Here is a 19034-nt window from a genome sequence, read left to right on the forward strand (position 1 = left end):
AATGGACAGATGACCATAAGCGTTGCGCCTGGCCCTGATACACAGGAGGGCATCCGGACCGGCACAGCAGAGTCCACCGACTCCCTGACCGCACCGGACATCCCCTGGAACCTGGTGATCTGGAACGATCCCGTCAATCTCATGAGCTATGTCAGCTATGTTTTCCAAAGCTACTTTGGCTACTCGGAGACCAAGGCGAACAAGCTGATGATGGAGGTCCACCGGAAGGGCCGGTCCATCGTCGCCTCGGGCAGCAAGGAACAGGTGGAGCGGCACGCCGTGGCCATGCACGGTTTCGGGCTCTGGGCCACGGTGGAGAAGGCAAGCGGCGGCTCCGGCGGCAAATCAGGCAAGTCCGGCGGTCCGGGCCAGGGTAAGGGGAAACGTGGCTAAGGCATTCAAATACGGGCTGAAAGGCATCACCGGCCACCTGGAGCCGGCTGAACGCGAGCTGCTGCGCAGCCTGATCGACGACGTCATTTCCATGCTTGAGCCCGAGGACCGCACCGGGCAGGACCCGCTGGCAGCACTGATCGGCCTGGACATGGACGTGGCCGAACCGACGGACCGCGCGGTGAAGCGGCTGTTGCCCAACGTGAATAAGGACGACGGCGCCGCGTCCCTTGAGTTCCGGCAGCTCACCGAGCGTTCACTGCGGGAAACAAAGATCGGCGCCCTGCGCGCGGCGGCGCTGGATCTGGACAAGGACGAGATCGTGCTGGCGCCCGAGGGAGCGCGGCATTGGTCCATGGCGCTGAACGATGTGCGGCTGGTCCTGGCCGAGCGCCTGGACATCCGGGACGAGGCCGACGCCGAACACGTCCACCGCATGCAGGACTGGTCCCAGGCCGAGGACGTGGAAAGCTACCTGGCGCTGGTGTACAACTTCACCACCTGGCTGCAGGAGTCCCTGGTCCAGGCCATGCTGCAGTCCATGGAATCCCGCCGGTGAGCCACGGCGGCCAGGGGGAGGCCGTCCGCTGTGACCCAGCAGACATGAGTCGCAGGACACAAGATGATGGCTGACGCTTCCGGGAACACCTATCCTCGAATAATCATGACTTCAGCATCGAGCACGGATCCGGCAGCGGTGGCTGCGGCGGAGACCGCGGCGGGCAGCGCCGGAGATCCCCAACTGGGGGAGCGTCCCATCGGCGTCTTCGATTCCGGTGTCGGCGGGCTCACCGTGGCCCGGTCCATTATCGACCAGCTCCCCAACGAGTCAATCCTCTACGTCGGGGACACCGCCCACGGGCCGTACGGACCGCTGCCCATCGCGGAGGTGCGGGCCAACGCCCTGGGCGTGATGGACGAACTCGTGGACTCCGGCGTCAAGCTGCTCACCATCGCCTGCAACTCGGCGTCGGCCGCTGTCCTGCGGGACGCCCGGGAGCGGTACACCGCCAAGTACGGCATCCCGGTCATCGAGGTCATCCAGCCCGCGGTGCGGCGCGCCGTTGCCGCCACCCGCAGCGGACGCGTGGGCGTGATCGGCACCTCGGCCACGGTGGGATCGCGCGCCTACGAAGACACCTTCGCCGCCGCGCCCAACCTCGGCATCACCTCCGTGGCGTGCCCGGAGTTCGTCAGCTACGTGGAGGCCGGAATCACCACGGGCCCGGCACTGCTCGCTGTCGCGGAGGAGTACCTGGCGCCCCTGAAGGCGGCCGGGGTGGACACGGTTGTCCTGGGCTGCACCCACTACCCGCTGCTGACGGGGGTGATCTCCTACGTCATGGGCGCGGACGTCACACTGGTCTCCAGTGCCGAGGAAACCGCCAAGGACGTCTACCGCGCCCTGGCAACCCACAACCTGCAGCGGACCTCCGCAGCCCCGCCCGAGCACCACTTCGTGGCCACCGGCGACGCCCGGCAGTTCGAGGCGCTCGCCCGGCGGTTCCTGGGCCCCGAGGTGCTGTCCGTCCGCCACGTGGACCATGTGGCTGCGCAGTACCCCACGGGCAGCCTGGCCCGCATCACCCCCGAGATGATCGCTGCTGCGCAGAGCGCGCGGGAACGCCCCAGGATCTCCAACTTCGTGGGCGGCGGATTCGCTGACGCCGGCCGCGCCGGAGGGCCGTCCCTGTGAAGCTGACCATCGTGGGATGCACCGGCTCGTTCCCCGGACCCGGCTCCCCGGCGTCGTGCTACCTCCTGACCGCCACGGACGGTGAACGGACGTGGAAGGTGGTGATGGACCTCGGCAGCGGCGCGCTGGGAGCCATCCAGCGCTACACGGACCTCGAGGACATCGATGCGATCTTCCTCACCCACCTGCACCCGGACCATTGCATGGATTTGTGCGGGCTGCACGTTGCCATCCGCTGGAAGCCCGGCGGCTGGGGTCGCGGCCGGATTCCCGTGTGGGGCCCGGCCGCTACAGCCGACCGGATGGCCACCGCCTACGGGCTGGACCTGGACCCCGGAATGCATGAAGAGTTCGACTTCACCAACTGGATTGAACGCGAACCCGTGACCGTAGGCCCCTTCACCATTACCCCCTTCGCCGTTAACCATCCCATCGAGGAGGCCTACGCCCTCCGGGTGGAGGTGGTTGAGCCCGGCAAGGACGGCACTCCGGTGCGCCGGGTCCTGACCTATTCCGGCGACACCGATTCCTGCGCCGGGCTTGAGGAAGCCGCCAAGGACGCAGACCTGTTCCTGTGCGAGGCAGCCTTCGAAGAGGGCCGTGACGACGGTATCAACGATGTCCACCTCACGGGCAAGCGGGCGGGCGAGGCTGCGGCGGCGGCCGGCGCCCGGCGGCTCCTGCTGACCCATATCCCGGTATGGACGTCCCAGACCACCGTCATGGCCGAAGCCCGGCCGGCGTTTCCGGGCGACGTGGCCGTTGCCGTGGCGGGCGTGCACTACACCATCTAGCTGCAGCTGCAGCTGCAGGCCCGGGGCACTGGGCACCCTCCGTACCGGCACTCGATAAGCTAAAGGCATGACATCTGAAGCAACTGCAGTGCCCATTGTGCGCGCCGACGGCCGTGCCCCCGACCAGCTCAGGCCCATCAGCATCACCCGCGGATGGTCCAACCAGGCTGAAGGATCGGCGCTGATCGAGTTCGGCAACACCAGGGTGCTGTGCACGGCATCGCTGACCCCCGGTGTGCCGCGTTGGCTCAAGGGCGAGGGCCGCGGGTGGGTCACGGCCGAGTACGCCATGCTGCCGCGCGCCACCAACACGAGGTCGGACCGCGAATCCGTCAAGGGAAAGATCGGCGGCCGCACCCACGAGATTTCGCGGCTGATCGGGCGCTCGCTGCGTTCCATCATCGACACCAAGGCCCTGGGCGAGAACACCATCGTGCTGGACTGCGACGTCCTTCAGGCCGACGGCGGAACCCGCACCGCAGCCATCACCGGTGCCTACGTGGCGCTGGCCGACTCCATCCGGTTCGCCCGTGACACCAAGCTCATCGCCAGGAACGCCCAGCCCCTCGTGGATACCATCGCAGCGGTTTCCGTGGGCATCATCGACGGCGTTCCCATGCTGGACCTGCCCTACGTGGAGGACGTCCGCGCCGAAACCGACATGAACGTGGTGGTCACCGGCTCGGGCAAGTTCGTCGAGGTGCAGGGGACCGCCGAGGGTGCCCCGTTTGACCGGGATGAACTGAACCAGCTGCTGGACCTGGCCCTCCTGGGCACCGCCCAGCTCGCTGCGATCCAGCGCGAAACCCTGGCGGACACCCTGTGAGCAGCGCAGCTCCCCGGCTGGTGCTCGCCACGCACAACAAGGGCAAACTCCGGGAACTGCGTGAGCTGTTGCGCGGGCAGGTACCCGGGCTCGACGTCGACACCCAGGTGGTGGACGCCGCGGCGGCGGGTGCCCCGGACGTCGTCGAAACAGGGGTGACGTTCGCCGAGAACTCGCTGCTGAAGGCGCGCGCCGTGGCAGGCGCCACCGGACTGCTGGCCATCGCCGACGACTCCGGGCTCGCCGTGGATGTCATGGGCGGCGCGCCGGGAATCTTCTCCGCCCGCTGGGCAGGACGCCACGGTGACGACGCCGCCAACCTGGAACTCCTGCTGAACCAGCTGTCCGACGTTCCGGACGCACATCGCGGCGCGGCGTTTGTATGCGCTGCCGCCCTGGCCACGCCCGCCGATGCGGAGGGCCCGGGGCGCGAAGTGGTGGAGTACGGGCAGCTGGAGGGCATCCTGCTGCGCGAACCCCGGGGAGACGGTGGATTCGGCTACGATCCGGTGCTGCAGCCGGCCGGCGAGGACCGCAGCTGCGCCGAACTGTCGGCCGAGGAAAAGAACGCCATCAGCCACCGCGGCAAGGCATTCCGGGCACTCCTGCCGTCGATTGTGGCAGCCCTGGAGGCGGCGGGCTAAGAACCGGCTGTAAAAGGAAGGTGCGCACCCCGCCGGGGTACGCACCTTCTCTTTTGCAGTCAGGACGGGCTTTTTACAGCCGCCACGGGGAGGCTGCTACTCAGGCCGGCCGCCCCGCATGTTCCGGGGAGTCTTGTGCTCCTCTTCCGGTTCGTGTTCCTCGATGAACTCGTCCAAGGGGTCGGTGCCGTAGGCCTGTGCCTGGCGCTTGGCGGACAGGCCCCGCAGGACCTCGATGCCGATGGGAATCACCGAGACCAGCACGATGGCGATGAAGATGATGTCCAGATTGTCCCGGACCCACGGAACCTTGTCGCCCAGAAGGTAGCCGAGCAGCGTCACGCCGCCGCCCCACAGCACCGCCCCGATGACGTTGTAGAGGAAGAACTTCTTCCTGCTCATCTGCGCCACGCCGACGATGACGGGGACAAAGGTGCGGATGATGGGGACGAAGCGGGCCAGGATCAGGGCCTTGCCGCCGTGCTTTTCAAAGAAGGCGTGCGCATTGTCCACGTTCTCGCGCTTGAAGAGCCGGGAATTGGGCTTGTTGAAAAGGGCCGGTCCGGCCTTTGAACCAATGAGGTAGCCGGTCTGGTTGCCGATGATGGCCGCGACCACGATCAGCAGGGCCAAAAGCCAGATGTTGAACTTGATGGTGTCCGTGGCCACCAGCAGGCCCGCGGTGAACAGCATGGAGTCTCCGGGGAGGAAGAACCCCACCAGCAGCCCGGTTTCGGCGAAGACGATTCCGCATACCAGCAGGACCACCCAGGGTGCGAGTGCGGAATCGGCCAGGAAGACCTGGGGGTTCAGCCAATCGGGCAGGAAGGAAGCCATTTTCGGCTGGACCGGTCCCGCACCGCCCAGCATGGACACAGCGAGGTCATTCATCACAGGAAAGTTCACCCCTCAAGGGTACTTGACAGGCCTGTGCGTCCCGGCTTGGGACGTTTGCGGCGGTAAGGTAGGGGCCGTGGGTTTGGACTTTACGGCGATCGACTTCGAAACGGCCAATGGATTCCGCGGCTCCCCGTGCTCTGTGGGGCTGACGAAGGTGAGGGGCGGGAAGATCGTCGCAGAGGCGTCCTGGCTGATGCGCCCGCCGCCCGGCTACGACCACTTTGACTACCACAACGTCCGGATCCACGGGATCACGGCTGCGGACGTTGTGGGCACACCCCGCTTTGGTGACCTGTTCCCGGAAATCGGCGCCTTCATCGGAGACGACGTTTTGGCAGCCCACAACGCAGCATTTGACCGGGGCGTGATCCGCTCGGCGCTGGAGGTATCAGGCCTGCCCGGGCCTGCCTACGACTACGTCTGCACGGTCATGCTGTCCCGGCGCTGCTACTCGCTCGTCTCCAATTCCCTTCCCTTCGCCGCCGAGGAAGCGGGTGTGCCGCTGGTCAACCACCACGACGCCGCGGAGGACGCCCGGGCCTGCGCGGGCATCCTCATCGACATCGCCGCGCGCAACGGTGCCAACAGCATCGCCGAACTCTTCCTCTCCCTGGGGCTTGCCATGCCGCGCCAGCAGGCTTTCGATCCCGCCTCCGGCGACCTGTCAAAGCCAAGCCTGGCAGCCATGGCAGGTGCTTCCGGCAACGGTGCCGCGCTGGTGCGCCGGTTCCAGTCCGGCTGGCCCGAGGAAGGGCTGAACCCGGAACCCAACCTGGACGCCGAGCCGGGCCATCCGTTGTACGCGCAGACGGTGGTGTTTACGGGGCAGCTCTCCATTGACCGCCCGGAAGCGAAACTGCGCTCCGCCAGGTGCGGCGCCCGGACGGAAAGCCGGGTCACCGGCCGCACCACGGTCCTGGTGGTGGGGGACGGATTCGTGGCGGCGGACCTGCGCTCGGGCCGGCTAACCGGTAAGGCCCGCCGTGTGCTGGAGCTCCATGAGAGGGGACAGGCCATCGAAGTGCTCTCCGAGGGCGAGTTCCTGCAGATGGTGGGCGGCGGGGACGTCCGGCTTGCGGGGTACGCCGGTGCCGGAGAAACCTGGGACGGCGCCTGCGCACCTGCCGCCAGCGCCTGACCCGTCGGGTCGTTGGAGGTGCGCACAGTCATCCGGCGCAACAAACCTTGGCCGCCCGGCGGCAGCCTCCTACCCTTGCGTCATGGCCTCGCTGTTCGCATTCCCCAATCCCGTGAATGAGTACGCCGCCCGCGTCACGGCGGCGCTCGTGGTGCTGCTCGCCGCCGCCACTGCCGTGGCAGGTTCCGGGTGGGGGCTGCTCGCCATTGCCACCGGGTTCTGGCTGCGGCTGCTCTTCGGCCCGCGGATTTCACCCCTGGCGTTGCTCTCCGTGAAGGTCATCACCCCGCGGCTGGGAAAGGTGAAGCTGGTCCCCGGGCCGCCCAAGCGCTTTGCCCAGGGGATCGGCGCTGCGGTATCCACCGCCGCCCTGCTCCTGTTCGCTGCGGGTGCGGCACCGGCAGCGTGGACGCTGCTGGGGATCCTCGTGGTTGCGGCGTCGCTTGAGGCGTTCGCGGGGTTTTGCCTGGGGTGCACGATTTTCGGGTTCCTGCAGCGCCGTGGGCTGATTCCCGAGGACGTTTGCGAGGCCTGCAGCAACATCAGCCTTCGCCGGTCGTAACCCTGACCAACTGACCGGCCATGCCGCGGATCACCTCCGGCGCTTCCAGGGCCTGCAGCCACTGCCCGGGCAGGCAGTCCTCCCCGTACAGGGCTCCCAGGATGTTCCCCGCCATCGAGCCTGCGGTATCGCTGCCGCCGCTGTGGTTCACGGCCAGCGCCACGGCCTCCCGGAAATGCCGGGCGGGCCGGGCGTCCGCCCCGTCAGCGGGCAAAGTGGCAAGGACGGCATAAAGCGCGACGGCGAGGGCTTCCTCAGCCATCCAGCCTGCACCTAGCACCTGAACCAGTTCCTCCGGGCCAACGACGGCCTTCTCTGCAAGACGGAGGGCGGCCTCGAGCCGTTCCGGCAGTTCCGGCGCCACACGCGGGAGGGCGGCCGCGTGCGCGGCGACTGCGGCAGCGGCGTCCCGCAACGCCTCCCCGGACACCAGTTTGTGGATCAGGAGGCTGAAGATCCCGGCACTCTGGTGGGCAGCGGGGTGGCCGTGCGTCAGTGCGGCGGCGTCGGCACTCAACTTGTAGACGGCGTCGGGCGTGATGTGCGGAATCAGCCCGAACGGTGCCGAACGCATCACCGTGCCGGCGCCTTTCGCTCCGGGGTTGACGGGACGGACGGACGTGCCCATCTCCCCGGTGGCGAGGCCGGTGATGCAGTCCTTGTCCGGATGCCGGCGCTGTCTCAGCACCTCGTTGCCGTCGATCCAGCGTGGCTGGGGTACGGGCGCGGCAGGGCCCGTGTGCTCGCCCTGGGTGGCCAGCCAGCGCAGGTAGGCCAGCCAGAGGCAGGCGTTCACGTCCGCGCCCACCCCGGAGTTGGCCCATTCCAACGCCTCCACCAGCCCGTCCACGGTATACAGGGTCAGCTGGGTATCGTCGGAAAAGTGCAGGGGGCTGGAAAGGCCGTCAAACCCGGTCAGACCCTGGGCCCCGAAGCGCTGCCGGATCTCGTCGATGGAATCAAACTCCACGGTGTAGCCCAGTGCATCTCCCAGCGCCCCGCCCAGCAGGGCGCCGTGGATCCGGGACTTGAGGGTGGGCGCAGGAACGCCGTGGTCAATGCTCATGGAGTAAATTTACCGTCCGTAAACCGGTTCAGGACCCCGTCCCCTCCGACCGCGGAGGCCGCGCGGTCAGCCGGTGTCCAGCAAACGCACAGCCTGGGCTGGAATACTGCACGGGTTGCCCGGCCCGGCAAACTGCCCGGCGGCCGCAGCACCGGAACCAGCCGCCGGAACCGGCAACCACAACCGGAAACGCAAGCACCAGGTCCCCGAGAAGCAAAGGTCCCATCATGAGCACCCCTGTCCCTGCCCGCGACGCACTGCAGCCCGGCACGGCTTCCGCGCCCGGCAGTTTGTTGCCCCGCCTGGTGGCCGAGGCCTTCGGCAGCCTCTTCCTGGCGGTGGCCGGGCTGGGCGTGCCCCTGTTCAGCATTCCGCAGTCCAGCCCGGTGCCCGCGGCCCTTGCTGCCGGCCTTGCCATCACCGCAGCCATGCTCGCCTTCGGGCATATCTCCGGCGGCCACTTCAACCCTGCGGTCACCCTGGGGCACCTCCTGGCCGGACGGATCCGTGCCGGTGCCGCCGCAGCCTACGCCGCCGCGCAGGTGGCGGGGGCCCTGGTGGGCGCCCTTGCCCTGTTCGGAATCCTGCGCACCCTGCCCAGCATCCCGGACAGCCGTACCGCCTTCGACACCGTGGCCGCGGGCTTCGGTGAACACTCCATCATCCAGGCGCCGCTCGCCGCCGCCGTGCTCCTGGAACTGCTGGGGGCCGCCATCATCGTGGCTGTCTTCCTCGGCGCCGGGCGCCCCGGCGGCAGCCGTGCTGCGGCGCCCGTTGCCGTCGGCCTGTCCTTCGCGGCCCTGCTGCAGGTGGGCCAGTCGGTGGGAAACCTGCCGTACAACCCCGCCCGTGCCGTTGCCTCCGCAGTTTTCAGCTCCGGCTGGGCCGTGGAGCAGCTGTGGGTCTTCCTGGTGGCGCCGCTGGCCGGCGGTGCCATCGCGGGGCTGGTGTTCCGGATCGCCGCAGGGGCTGAATCCGCGGCGCCCGTTGAGGACCGTCAGGCGTCCGACGGCGGCACGGCCGGCCCGGATGCAGCAGACGGGAATGTTGTGGACGGCAATGGCGGGGCCAAGGATACTGCCGGGGACGCCGACGAAGGCCTGGAGAACGAGGACGGGGTGGCACCCGCGCCGGCTGCCCGGCAGGAGACGGCCGGCGGCGTCAGCGAGGCCCAGGAGTTTTTCGACGGCAAACGGTCCTGACCGCTGCGGGCCGCGGCGCTTTCTGTGACTGTCAGTGGTTCCCGATAGCTTAGGAACATGCGGTTACTTCACACCTCGGACTGGCATCTGGGCCGTTCCTTCCACGGCGTTGGCATGCTGGACGCCCAGCGCGCCTTCGTTGACCAGCTGGTGGCAGCGGTCGAGCGGGACAGCGTGGACGTTGTCCTGATCGCCGGTGACGTCTATGACCGGGCGCTTCCCGGCGTGGACGTGGTCCACCTGCTCGATGACGCACTGGTCCGGTTGACTGCCACGGGTGCAAAAGTCTTCCTCACCAGCGGGAACCACGACTCCGCCATCCGGCTGGGATTCGCCTCCCGGCTGCTGGAACGCGGGGGAGTGCACCTGCGCACCAGGGTGGAGGACCTGGACCACCCGCTGCTGCTGCCGCTGGGAACGGATGCTGCCGGTAAGGAAGCTGTCCTGGCGCTTTACGGCATCCCGTGGCTTGAGCCCAGGCTGGTGGCCGAGCAGCTGGGGGCGGACACGGCAAGCCACTTCGAGGTCACCCGCGCCGCAACGGCCCTGGTCCGCGAGGACATCAGCCGGCGCGCGGCTTCCGCCAGAGTCCACCCGGTGGTCCTGGCCCACACTTTCGCCAGCGGAGGCATCAGTTCGGACAGCGAGCGGGACCTCAGCATCGGCGGCGTGGGCGCGGTGCCGCTGGATCTCTTCAACGGTTTCAGCTACACGGCACTGGGCCACTTGCACGGGCGGCAAAAGCTTTCCGATTCCGTCAGGTATTCGGGTTCGCCACTGGCCTATTCCTTCTCCGAGTCCACACACCAGAAGGGTGCCTGGCTGGTGGACGTCGGTCCGGATGGGGTCACGTCCGTGGCGGAGGTCCTGTGGGAAGCCCCACGTTCCCTGGCCGTACTGCGCGGCACCCTGGAAGATCTCCTGGCGGAACCCGGCCATGCGTGGGCTGAAGCCGCCTATTGCCAGATCACCCTGACGGATGCCCAGCGCCCCGCCCGCGCCATGGAACGGCTCCGCGCCAGGTTCCCGGACACGCTGGTCCTGGCATTCGATCCGCAGGGCGCAGCTGCGGCCAGCCAGGCCACCTATAGCAGCAGGCTCGCCGGCGCGCCGGATGACCTCGCGTTATGCTGCGGGTTCCTAGAGCACGTGCGGGGACGCGACGCCGACCAGGCGGAGAAGGCGGCGCTCGCCGCCGCGCTGGAGAACGTCAGGCTCTTGGAGGCGTCCCGGTGAGGATCCACCATCTGCGCATCTCCGCGTTCGGCCCCTTCGCCGGAACCGAGGACATCGATTTTGACCGCCTCAGCGCCCACGGACTGTTCCTCCTGAACGGGCCCACCGGTGCCGGGAAGACCAGCGTGCTGGACGCCATTTGCTTTGCCCTGTACGGGTCCGTTCCCGGCGCCCGGCAGGACGGCAAGCGGCTCCGCAGCGACCATGCGGAACCGGGGCTGGAACCTGCTGTCACCTGCGAATTTTCTTCCCAGGGCCGTCGCTTTGAGGTGACCCGCTCCCCGGCGTGGGACAAGCCCAGTGCCCGGGGGAAGAACGGTTTCACCGTCCAGCAGGCAAAGACGCTGCTTCGCGAACGGGTGAACGGGGCCTGGGTGGAGAAGTCGGCCCGCAATGATGAGGCGGGCGCCGAACTCATGGCCCTGCTGGGAATGGACCGCGAACAGTTCACCCGGGTGGTGATGCTGCCGCAGGGTGATTTTGCTGCCTTCCTCCGCTCCAAGGCTGCTGACCGTCTGGACCTGCTGCAGAAACTCTTCGGCACCCAGCGTTTCGAAGCCCTGGAGCAGGAACTGTCACGGCAGGCCGCCGCTGCCCGGGAGGACGTCGCGGTCCTGTCCGGGCAGCTCGGACTCCTGGCCTCGCGCGCCGAAACCGAGGCCGCCCCGCTCCAGCTTCCGGACGGCGGGGCGCCGTCACCGGACGATGTCCCCGGCCGCCTTAAATGGCTGCAGGCTTCCGTTGCCGGGCGCCTGGCGGAACTGACGGAGCTCGCCACCGCCGCCGCGGCGGCCAGCCAGGACCGCCGCACTGAAGTGGAAAGGGAAGCCGCACGGCATGAGCGGCACCGGAAACTCCACGCGGCCACCGCACGGAGGACGGCCGTGGAGGAAGGGGCTGCACAGCGGGAGGAACTCTCCGCCAGGCTCGCCCGGCACCGCCAGGCCGAGGTCCTCCAAGGGCAGCTGCAGGCCATGGACGCTGCAGCCGCCAAGGTCCACAGCGCCGAAGCCGCTGCCCAATCTGCCATGACGTTGCTCCGCCTGGCCGCCGGGGACGACGGCGAACTGGCCCAGCTCGGCCTGGAAACAGCAGAGGTTGCTGCTGCCGGTCCCGACGTTGCGGAAGAACTGGGACGGCTGCGTTCGCTCCAGGCCGTGGTCGAGGCACGGCTGCCGGACGAGGACCGGCTCCAGGACCTGCGGAAGCGGCACCACAGCCTGGCCGGCAGGCAGGAAGACCTCCAGCTGGCCGTGGAGACGCTTGGCAACCGTGCAGCCCACCTGCTGGCGGAACGGGAACAGCTCGCCAACGGCATGGACCAGCTGGAAGCCCGGTCCGTCGAGGCGGCACTGCGCCGCAAGGAAGCTGCCGCCGCCTCGGAACTGCTGGACGTCGTCCGGAGGTACGGGTCCGCCGCCAAAGCAAGGGACCAGGCCAGGATCCGCCATGAAGACTCGCGGGAATACCTGTTGGAGGCGAAACGCCGCTGGCTGGACCTGCGGGAGGAACGGCTCGCCAACGCCGCCTCCGAACTCGCCGCCAAGCTGGTTCCCGGAGAGCCCTGCCCCGTCTGCGGAAACGGGCAGCATCCCGGTCCCGCCAGCGCAGGTACAGGGGGTCCCGGCCTGGCCCAGGATGAGGAGGAGGCCCACGGCGTATACGAGGCTGCAGAGGCAGCCCACGCCCGGGTTGCCGCTGACCTTGCCGAGGCGGAGCAGGCGGTGGCCGTCCTCGCCGGACAGGGCGGCACCACCCCGCTGGCGGAGGCACGCACCGGCGCCGATGAGGCAATGACTGCAGCAGCTGCCGCCGAGCAGGCCGCCGAGGAGCTGCAGGACAGGCGGCAACGGCTGGAATTACTGGATGCCGGCATTGGCCAGGCCCGGCACACGCTGTCTGAAACGGAGGCAGAGCTGTCCCAAACCGCGGTGTCCCTTGCTGAGCTGGCCGAACAGGCTGGTTCACTGGACACGGCGCTTGCCAGCCTGCGGGGCGGCCACCGCAGCATGAACCGCCGGCTAAGGGCACTCGCGGACGCCGTGGCAGTCCTGGACAAGGCGGTCGAAGCACAGTCGCGGCTGGATGCAGCCCGGCTGCGGTCTGCCGAAGCCCGGGAACACCTGGAACTGGCCCTGCCGGGTGCGGGCTTCGCCACGGCTGACGACGTCCGCGGCCAGCTCCTTGGCGCCGCTGACGTGGCAGCCCTGGAAGCCGCCATCCGTGCTGCGCAGGACGAAGCCGCCCGCGTGGCCGGATTGTTCGAGTCCGAGGACATTGTGCTCGCCCTGGCGGAAGCCGCCGAAGGCTTCCTGGCGGACGAGGAACGGCTGGCAGCGCTGCGCCTTGCGGCGGCAGCCGCCCAGAATGACGCCCGGGAAGCCGATCTGGCCGCCGGCCTGGCCGCCCGCTGCCTGGCATCCCTGAAATCCATCGCCGCCGAATACGAGGAACTGCTCTGCTCGTCCCGGGAACCGGCGGAACGGGCACAGATGCTCGCCGGATTGGCTGACGCCGCAGCCGGCCGGGGCGAGAACACGTACCGGATGAGTCTGAACAGCTACGTCCTGGCCGCGCGGCTGGAGCAGGTGGCCCTCGCTGCGTCCGAACGCCTGGTGGCCATGAGCGATGGCAGGTACCTGCTCCAGCACACGGATGCCAAGGCGGCACGGGGCGCCAAGTCGGGGCTGGGACTTGAAGTGGTGGACCAGTGGACAGGCTTCCGCCGCGACACCTCCACCCTCTCCGGCGGCGAATCCTTCATGGCTTCGCTCTCACTGGCCCTGGGGCTCGCGGACGTTGTCCAGCAGGAGGCCGGAGGCGTGGAAATCGAAACCCTCTTCGTTGACGAGGGCTTCGGGAGCCTGGACGAACAATCCCTGGAACAGGTCATGGACGCCCTTGAGGGACTCCGCGACGGCGGCAGGGTGGTGGGGCTGGTCAGCCATGTTGCCGAAATGAAACAGCGGATCGGCACCCAGCTGCAGGTCCTCAAGAGCCGGAACGGCTCCACGCTGCGGATCTCCGAAAGCCTGGACGCCCTCCTCTGACCGGTCGATATACTGGAGCCTGTTACCGGGTTGCGCGCATCGGGAGGAGGGACGATGCGCACCTACTGAACGAGCCCGGAATTGACACCACAAACCACTCCTTCGACCACCCGCAACACTCCTTCCCGCGTCGTTACAGGACAGGAAGGCCACGGCCCGGACTCCGTGCAACGGGCGGCGGGGGGACGCTTTTCCCGGCTGCCGCAGCTGGCCGGCCGGAGCTTCATGCCCCTGGGGCTTTTCGCCCGGCTTCCCCTGGCCATGCTGGCCATGGGCACACTCACCCTTGTCACCTCCGTCAGTGGCTCCTTTGCCGCAGGCGGTGCCGCTGCAGGCGCGGTGGGCATCGGCTCCGCACTGGGAGCTCCGGTGCTGGGTTCCCTGGCGGACCGGCGGGGACAGCGGCCCGTCCTGCTGCTCGCCGCGGTGCTCAACACGGTGGCGGTGCTGGCCCTGGTCCTCGCCGCCGGCAACACTGCCGCCGCCGGGGATTTTCCGCTTGCTGTCCCGGCAACTGCTTTCATAGCCGGCGCCACCTGCCCCCAGGTGGGACCCCTGGCCCGGGTCAGATGGATGGCCCTGACGGCCAACGCCGCGGGTTCGGCAGCGCCGCCCGCCGGCACTTCGCGTGACCTGGACACCGCACTCTCCTACGAGAGCACGGCCGATGAGGTGACATTCGTGCTTGGACCGGCCCTGGTGGGAATCCTGGCCAGCCTCGTGGCGCCCTGGCTTCCCCTGGTGCTGGCCGCGGCCATGACCATCACGCTCGTCCCGGCCTTCGCCGTACACCCCACCCACCATGCCGTACCGGCCGCGCAGCGCCCGGGAGACAGGGGAGGCCGGAGGGGCAAGAGCGCTGCGAACGCTTCGAAGCTCCCGTGGGCCGTTGCCCTCCCTGTCTTTGCCATGGTCTGCGTGGGGACTTTCTTTGGTTCCACCCAGGCTGCGCTCAGCGCCTTCTCCGCCGGGCTCGCGGGCGCGGAAATAGCTGGCCTGCTGTACGCGGTCATGGGCCTGAGCTCCGCGGCGGCGGCACTCTCGGTTGCCTACTGGCCGCGGAAGGCCGGCCTGGCGCTGCGCTGGGTGCTGTGCGCGGTCCTGATGGCGGCGCTGGCGGTCCTGCTGCTGGTGCCGGCGTCGCTGCCCATGATGGCTGCCGTCCTGCTGGTCCTTGGACTCCCGGTGGGTCCGGTCATGGTCACCGTCTTCGCCGTGGGCGGGACGGTGGCGCCCGCCGGCCGGCTTGGCACGGTCATGACGGCGCTCGCCAGCGGCATTGTCGCCGGAACCGCCATCGGGTCCTCGGTTGGGGGACAGCTGGCCCAGCTTCACGGACCCGGGGCTGCGTTCCTAGTCCCGGTCTGCGCTGCGGCGGCGCTGGCGCTGCTTGGGGCGGGAGCCGCCGTCGTGCTCCGCCGGCGGGCCTGACGGGGCACCCCACCACAGGCCGTGCCCGCGTGCTGCGCGGTTACGCCAACTGGCTCTCGATCCTGGCCGCGCTTTCGGCGATGGCGGCCCCCACCGCTTCCGGATCATGGGCTGAACGGATATAGACGACGGCGAGCGCTGCCGGGCGGCCACCGGGCACCCGGACGGGGGCTGCCAGCGAGGAGACACCGGCGATGACTTCGTCGTGGCTGGCAGAGTAGCCCTTCCTCCGCGCTTCCGACGCCTCCGGGCGGTAAGGAATACCCGTGTCCAGCCGGTCCCATTCCGCTTCGGAGAGGGCTGACTGGATGGCGATACCCGGTGCCCCTGCGTTAATGGGGTGGCGGGTACCCGGGTGCTGGGCCACGGTCGCCCCGGAATGCCTGGGCTCGACGGTAACGAGCGTAATGCAGTCGTGGTGGTCCCACACCGCCACGAACGCGGTCATATCCAGCGAGTTTGCCAACTGGGTGAGTTCCGGAAGGGCGGCCGTCTGCAGGTTGCGGGATACACCGCGCGCCAGGACCGCGAGGCCGGGGCCGGGCTGGACCCGTCCCGCGTCGTCCCGCACCAGGAGCGAATGGTCTTCCAGGGTGCGCAGGATCCGGTAGGCCACCGAACGGTGGACGCCCATGGCATCGGCCAGTTCGGCGATGGTCAGCGGGCCCGGGGCAGCTGCCAGGATTTCGAGTGCGCGGATACCGCGCGAAAGGGTCTGGGACGGCGAAGCCTGCGGCGCGGCCGTCCGGGCTGCGGCTGCTGGAGGAGTCATGATTTCCATCCTAGGTGGCGTGGACCGGGATGCCGTGACTCTTGTCTCATTTGCGCACAGGGAGTATTGTCCTCATTACGAACTGCCAGTTCGAATATAGAACTAAAGCTCTTCGGCGATCCACCTACAAAAAAGTCCCCCGCCCGTGTCCCGCATCACAAATCCGTAGTACCCTACTAACTAACTGACCGTTCTGTCGGTAATCCTGAAGGCGACCGGGTGGCATTGCTGCCCAATAAACAATGGAGTTTCAATGACCACACCTTCCAAGGTGGATACACTCGCCGGTCCCAGCAGCCGGCGGGAGGAACGCAAGGTCCTCGCCGGCACCCTGGTTGGCACCACCATCGAGTGGTACGACTTCTTCATCTTTGCCCAGCTGACCGCAACGCTGCTGTCACCGCTGTTCCTGGCACCGCTGAACGAGTCCAACCCGGGCCTGGCCCAGATCCTGTCCTTTGCCCTCATCGGCATCAGCTTCCTGTTCCGTCCCCTCGGCGCCGTCGTCGCCGGACACCTGGGAGACCGCCTGGGCCGGAAGGCGATGCTGGTCTTCACCCTGGTGATGATGGGCGCAGCCACGGCCCTGATAGGCATGCTCCCCACCTATGCGCAGATCGGCGCCTGGGCTCCTGTGCTGCTGATCCTGCTGCGCGTCGTCCAGGGATTCTCGGCCGGCGGTGAATGGGGCGGTGCCGCCCTGATGGCCGTGGAGCACGCACCGATGAACCGTCGCGGCCTGTTCGGTGCCTACCCGCAGATCGGCGTGCCGGTGGGCATGATCCTGGCCACCGGCCTGCTGTTCTTCCTCAACACCGGCATGTCCAAGGAAGACTTCGCGGCCTGGGGCTGGCGGGTGCCGTTCCTGCTGTCCATCGTGCTGATCGTGGTGGGCTACCTGATCCGGCGCGCAGTGGCCGAGAGCCCGGTCTTCCAGGAAATGGCACTGCGCAAGAAGGAGAGCAAGGCTCCCCTGGGCGAGCTGATCCGGAACCACAAGCTGCCCGTCCTGTACTCCACCATGATCTTCATCGGCAACAACGCAGCCGGATACCTGCTGATTGCGTTCTTCATCTCCTATGCCACCAAGACCCTGAAGATGCCGACACCGCAGATCCTCCTGGCCACCACGCTGGCGTCCTTCGGCTGGCTGATCTTCACCCTGGTGGGCGGCTGGCTGTCGGACCGGATAGGCCGCGTCAAGACCTTCCTGACCGGCTACGCCATCGTCTTTGCCTGGATGATCCCCATGTTCGCGCTGATCGACACCAAGAACATCATGCTTTACGGCGTCGCCCTGTTCGTCCTGACCATCGGCCTGGGCCTGTCCTACGGACCCATGTCCGCCATGTATGCCGAGATGTTCCCCGCAAACGTCAGGTACTCGGGCATCTCCATCGGCTACGCCTTCGGTGCCATCCTGGGTGGTGCCTTCGCGGCTACCATCGCTGAAGCACTGTTGCAGTCCACCAAGTGGACCGGTTCGATCGGCATCTACATCATGGTCCTTTGCGTCATCTCCGCCATCGGCGTGGTGCTGGCCAAGGAAACCAAGGGCCGCCCGCTGGGCGTCAGCAGCCACCACTAGCCCCACCGCCCCCCTCGCCTCGCTTCGCATCGGCCAGGGAATCCTGACGGCGTGGGCCCATCCACCCACCTGTCCTCGTGTAGCAGCAGGCCCGGACCACACGGTCCGGGCCTGCTGCGTATCCAGCTCCCGTCAGCGTGCCAGCAGCCTGACCGCGTCCTCGTCGCTCAACTGCCCAAAGTGCCGGTAATAGCTCCCCACGGCCCGGAACTTGCCCGGCAGGTGCAGGCACACCACGGCATCGCACACCCGCTCAAGCGAGGCTTCGGCGTCGATTGAACCCACGGGGGCGGCGGCCACCACGGCAGCCGCGCCGCCTTCCCGCATGGCCTCGACGGCGGCGCGCATTGTGGCGCCGGTGGCCAGGCCGTCATCCAGCAGGAGAACGGTCTGGCCCGCCACATCAAGGGCGGTCTCCGGATACAGCTGCACCCGGCGGAGCAGTTCGGCCCGTTCACGATTTTCCACGTCGTCCAGCCATTCCTGCTGCACGCCGTGCTCAAGGACGCGCTCGAACAGGGGCTTGTTGATCACTCGGACCGTCCGTCCGTCCGCCCATGCCAGGGCGCCGTATGCGGTTTCTTCGTGCCCTGGAATCCCCAGCTTCCGTACCATTACGGCGCCCAGGGGCAGGCCGAGGGCAGTTGCGGCAGCCGCCGCGACGGGGATGCCCCCGCGCGCAAGGCCAAGAACCACGGTGTGCGGATGTTCCCGGAACTGGGAAAGCGCGGCCGCCAGGCGCTGCCCGGCATCCGTGCGGTCCTCGAAACGCATACCCATGGGTCCCCTCCCGGCGCTGCGCGTGCCTGCCTTCAGCCTACTGCTGGATGAACCGCCGGGTGCGGGGCCCGGACTTTTCCCGCAGCATCAAGGCGGCAATCAGGCGGACAGGAACGAGATCGCGGCCTGTTTGAAGGCCCTGCTGGTGATGGCATTGGTGTGGTTCCGGCCCGGGAGCACCAGCTGTTCGGCCATGGAACCGGCGCCCCGGGCGAGCTCGGCGAGCTTGGGCAGGGTGCCGGCCCGTTCATCCTTGTCTCCGGCCACGAGCAGCATGGGAACGTGGGGGACGGCCTCGGCGGGGTCGTAGGGTTCGGCCTTGATGGCCTCCACCAGGGACAGCAGCGCAAAGATGTTGTTGCTCGGCAGCAGCAGTGCCATCTTCAGGAGCTGGGCTGTGGATTCGTCACGGATGGGGGTGCCGTCCGCCAGGTAGTCCTGGGCGGCCACCAGGTCGAACGCGGCAAGCGGATCCGAGTCGTTGGGCCCGCCCAGCACCAGCCGGTGGACCAGCTCGGGCTGGGTGGCGGCGAACTCCCAGGCGAGCCGCGATCCCAAAGAGTAGCCCACCAGGTCCAGACCGCTGGAAGGGTCGCCGTCCTGCAAAGGCCGTGCACCGGCGTCGAACGCTGCCTGGAGCAGGTCCGCCCTGATCCTGCTGGGGGAGTAGGAGTCGCGGTCCTCGGGGGCGCCGCTGCGGCCATGGCCGGGAAGGTCCACCGTGATGACCCGGCGGCCGGCGTCGAGCAGGGCCGAAACCCAGCCGGTGTCCTCCCAGTTGAGCTTGGAGGAGGAGGAGAAGCCGTGCAGCAGCATGACCGGGCGAAGGCCTGCATCGCCCGCCGGATCATGGACTGCCACATACAGCTGCGGGTCGGTGCCTTCAACGGTATGCGCCTGCTGCTGTCCGGTGTGCCTGCCGCTCATGGTGTCAGTTCCCCAATCAGGTACGGCGC

18 protein-coding genes are annotated in these 19034 nt (G+C 68.2%); 13 read left to right on the forward strand and 5 right to left on the reverse strand.

Translation table 11 applies throughout. The features are described 5' to 3' along the window. Nucleotides 1-9: 9 nt before the first annotated feature. From clpS to rdgB, 6 genes are all read left to right on the forward strand, one after another. Nucleotides 10-393, forward strand: coding sequence for an ATP-dependent Clp protease adapter ClpS (gene clpS, locus QFZ57_RS12670; protein WP_306630765.1), 384 nt, complete (start codon nt 10-12; stop codon nt 391-393). Continuing rightward, nucleotides 386-952: a DUF2017 domain-containing protein gene (locus tag QFZ57_RS12675; RefSeq protein WP_306900522.1), complete on the forward strand. Its 567-nt coding sequence runs from the start codon at nt 386-388 to the stop codon at nt 950-952. Before clpS ends, QFZ57_RS12675 begins: the two co-directional genes overlap by 8 nt. A gap of 66 nt (nt 953-1018) precedes the next feature. Continuing rightward, complete coding sequence (gene murI, locus QFZ57_RS12680; RefSeq protein WP_306900523.1) at nt 1019-2089, forward strand: glutamate racemase; 1071 nt, start codon at nt 1019-1021, stop codon at nt 2087-2089. Beyond that, nucleotides 2086-2883: an MBL fold metallo-hydrolase gene (locus QFZ57_RS12685; protein ID WP_306630768.1), complete on the forward strand. Its 798-nt coding sequence runs from the start codon at nt 2086-2088 to the stop codon at nt 2881-2883. Before murI ends, QFZ57_RS12685 begins: the two co-directional genes overlap by 4 nt. Before the next feature lie 67 nt (nt 2884-2950). Continuing rightward, a complete protein-coding gene (gene rph / locus QFZ57_RS12690; RefSeq protein ID WP_306630769.1) occupies nt 2951-3709 on the forward strand; it encodes a ribonuclease PH in 759 nt (252 codons plus the stop codon). Next, nucleotides 3706-4353 (forward strand): RdgB/HAM1 family non-canonical purine NTP pyrophosphatase, encoded by a 648-nt coding sequence (gene rdgB / locus QFZ57_RS12695; protein WP_306900524.1) that lies wholly within the window; start codon nt 3706-3708, stop codon nt 4351-4353. Before rph ends, rdgB begins: the two co-directional genes overlap by 4 nt. 96 nt (nt 4354-4449) lie before the next feature. On the opposite strand, the gene QFZ57_RS12700 is transcribed toward rdgB, so the two are convergent. Next, nucleotides 4450-5244, reverse strand: a complete 795-nt coding sequence (locus QFZ57_RS12700) for a VTT domain-containing protein (RefSeq protein ID WP_306632501.1) — start codon at nt 5242-5244, stop codon at nt 4450-4452. Nucleotides 5245-5326: 82 nt separating this feature from the next. Here QFZ57_RS12700 and QFZ57_RS12705 point away from each other — a divergent pair, with 82 nt between their 5' ends. Both QFZ57_RS12705 and QFZ57_RS12710 read left to right on the forward strand, forming a co-directional pair. Further along, entirely contained in the window at nt 5327-6391 is a 1065-nt protein-coding gene (locus tag QFZ57_RS12705; RefSeq protein ID WP_306900525.1) for an exonuclease domain-containing protein, read from the forward strand. An 82-nt stretch (nt 6392-6473) separates the two neighbouring features. Continuing rightward, nucleotides 6474-6953 carry a DUF4395 domain-containing protein gene (locus tag QFZ57_RS12710; protein ID WP_306900526.1) on the forward strand — a complete coding sequence of 160 codons (480 nt, stop codon included), beginning with the start codon at nt 6474-6476 and terminating at the stop codon, nt 6951-6953. On the opposite strand, the gene QFZ57_RS12715 is transcribed toward QFZ57_RS12710, so the two are convergent. Further along, nucleotides 6934-8019 (reverse strand): ADP-ribosylglycohydrolase family protein, encoded by a 1086-nt coding sequence (locus QFZ57_RS12715; protein WP_306900527.1) that lies wholly within the window; start codon nt 8017-8019, stop codon nt 6934-6936. The genes QFZ57_RS12710 and QFZ57_RS12715 overlap by 20 nt on opposite strands. A gap of 227 nt (nt 8020-8246) precedes the next feature. On the opposite strand from QFZ57_RS12715, the gene QFZ57_RS12720 reads away from it, so the two are divergent. The 4 genes from QFZ57_RS12720 (at nt 8247) to QFZ57_RS12735 (ending at nt 14938) form a co-directional block, all read left to right on the forward strand. Continuing rightward, entirely contained in the window at nt 8247-9221 is a 975-nt protein-coding gene (locus QFZ57_RS12720) for an aquaporin (RefSeq protein WP_306630774.1), read from the forward strand. Between the two features lie 57 nt (nt 9222-9278). Further along, the gene (locus QFZ57_RS12725; protein WP_306630775.1) at nt 9279-10457 is read left to right on the forward strand and encodes an exonuclease SbcCD subunit D; all 1179 of its coding nucleotides are present in this window, start codon (nt 9279-9281) and stop codon (nt 10455-10457) included. After that, nucleotides 10454-13507: an AAA family ATPase gene (locus QFZ57_RS12730; RefSeq protein WP_306630776.1), complete on the forward strand. Its 3054-nt coding sequence runs from the start codon at nt 10454-10456 to the stop codon at nt 13505-13507. Before QFZ57_RS12725 ends, QFZ57_RS12730 begins: the two co-directional genes overlap by 4 nt. An 81-nt stretch (nt 13508-13588) precedes the next feature. Further along, complete coding sequence (locus tag QFZ57_RS12735) at nt 13589-14938, forward strand: MFS transporter (RefSeq protein ID WP_373461242.1); 1350 nt, start codon at nt 13589-13591, stop codon at nt 14936-14938. A 40-nt stretch (nt 14939-14978) separates the two neighbouring features. On the opposite strand, the gene QFZ57_RS12740 is transcribed toward QFZ57_RS12735, so the two are convergent. Continuing rightward, nucleotides 14979-15710, reverse strand: a complete 732-nt coding sequence (locus QFZ57_RS12740) for an IclR family transcriptional regulator (protein WP_306630777.1) — start codon at nt 15708-15710, stop codon at nt 14979-14981. A 253-nt stretch (nt 15711-15963) separates the two neighbouring features. Between QFZ57_RS12740 and QFZ57_RS12745 the strand changes: the two genes are divergently transcribed. Beyond that, entirely contained in the window at nt 15964-17298 is a 1335-nt protein-coding gene (locus QFZ57_RS12745) for an MFS transporter (RefSeq protein ID WP_306630778.1), read from the forward strand. 132 nt (nt 17299-17430) lie between these two features. Here QFZ57_RS12745 and QFZ57_RS12750 read toward each other — a convergent pair whose 3' ends face one another. Next, on the reverse strand, nt 17431-18078 hold the full coding sequence (locus tag QFZ57_RS12750) for a phosphoribosyltransferase (protein WP_306630779.1): 648 nt from the start codon (nt 18076-18078) through the stop codon (nt 17431-17433). A gap of 99 nt (nt 18079-18177) precedes the next feature. Then, entirely contained in the window at nt 18178-19005 is an 828-nt protein-coding gene (locus tag QFZ57_RS12755; protein WP_306630780.1) for an alpha/beta fold hydrolase, read from the reverse strand. Nucleotides 19006-19034: the final 29 nt, after the last annotated feature.

Origin of the sequence: Arthrobacter sp. B1I2 (assembly GCF_030816485.1) — a bacterium.
GTDB lineage: Bacteria > Actinomycetota > Actinomycetes > Actinomycetales > Micrococcaceae > Arthrobacter.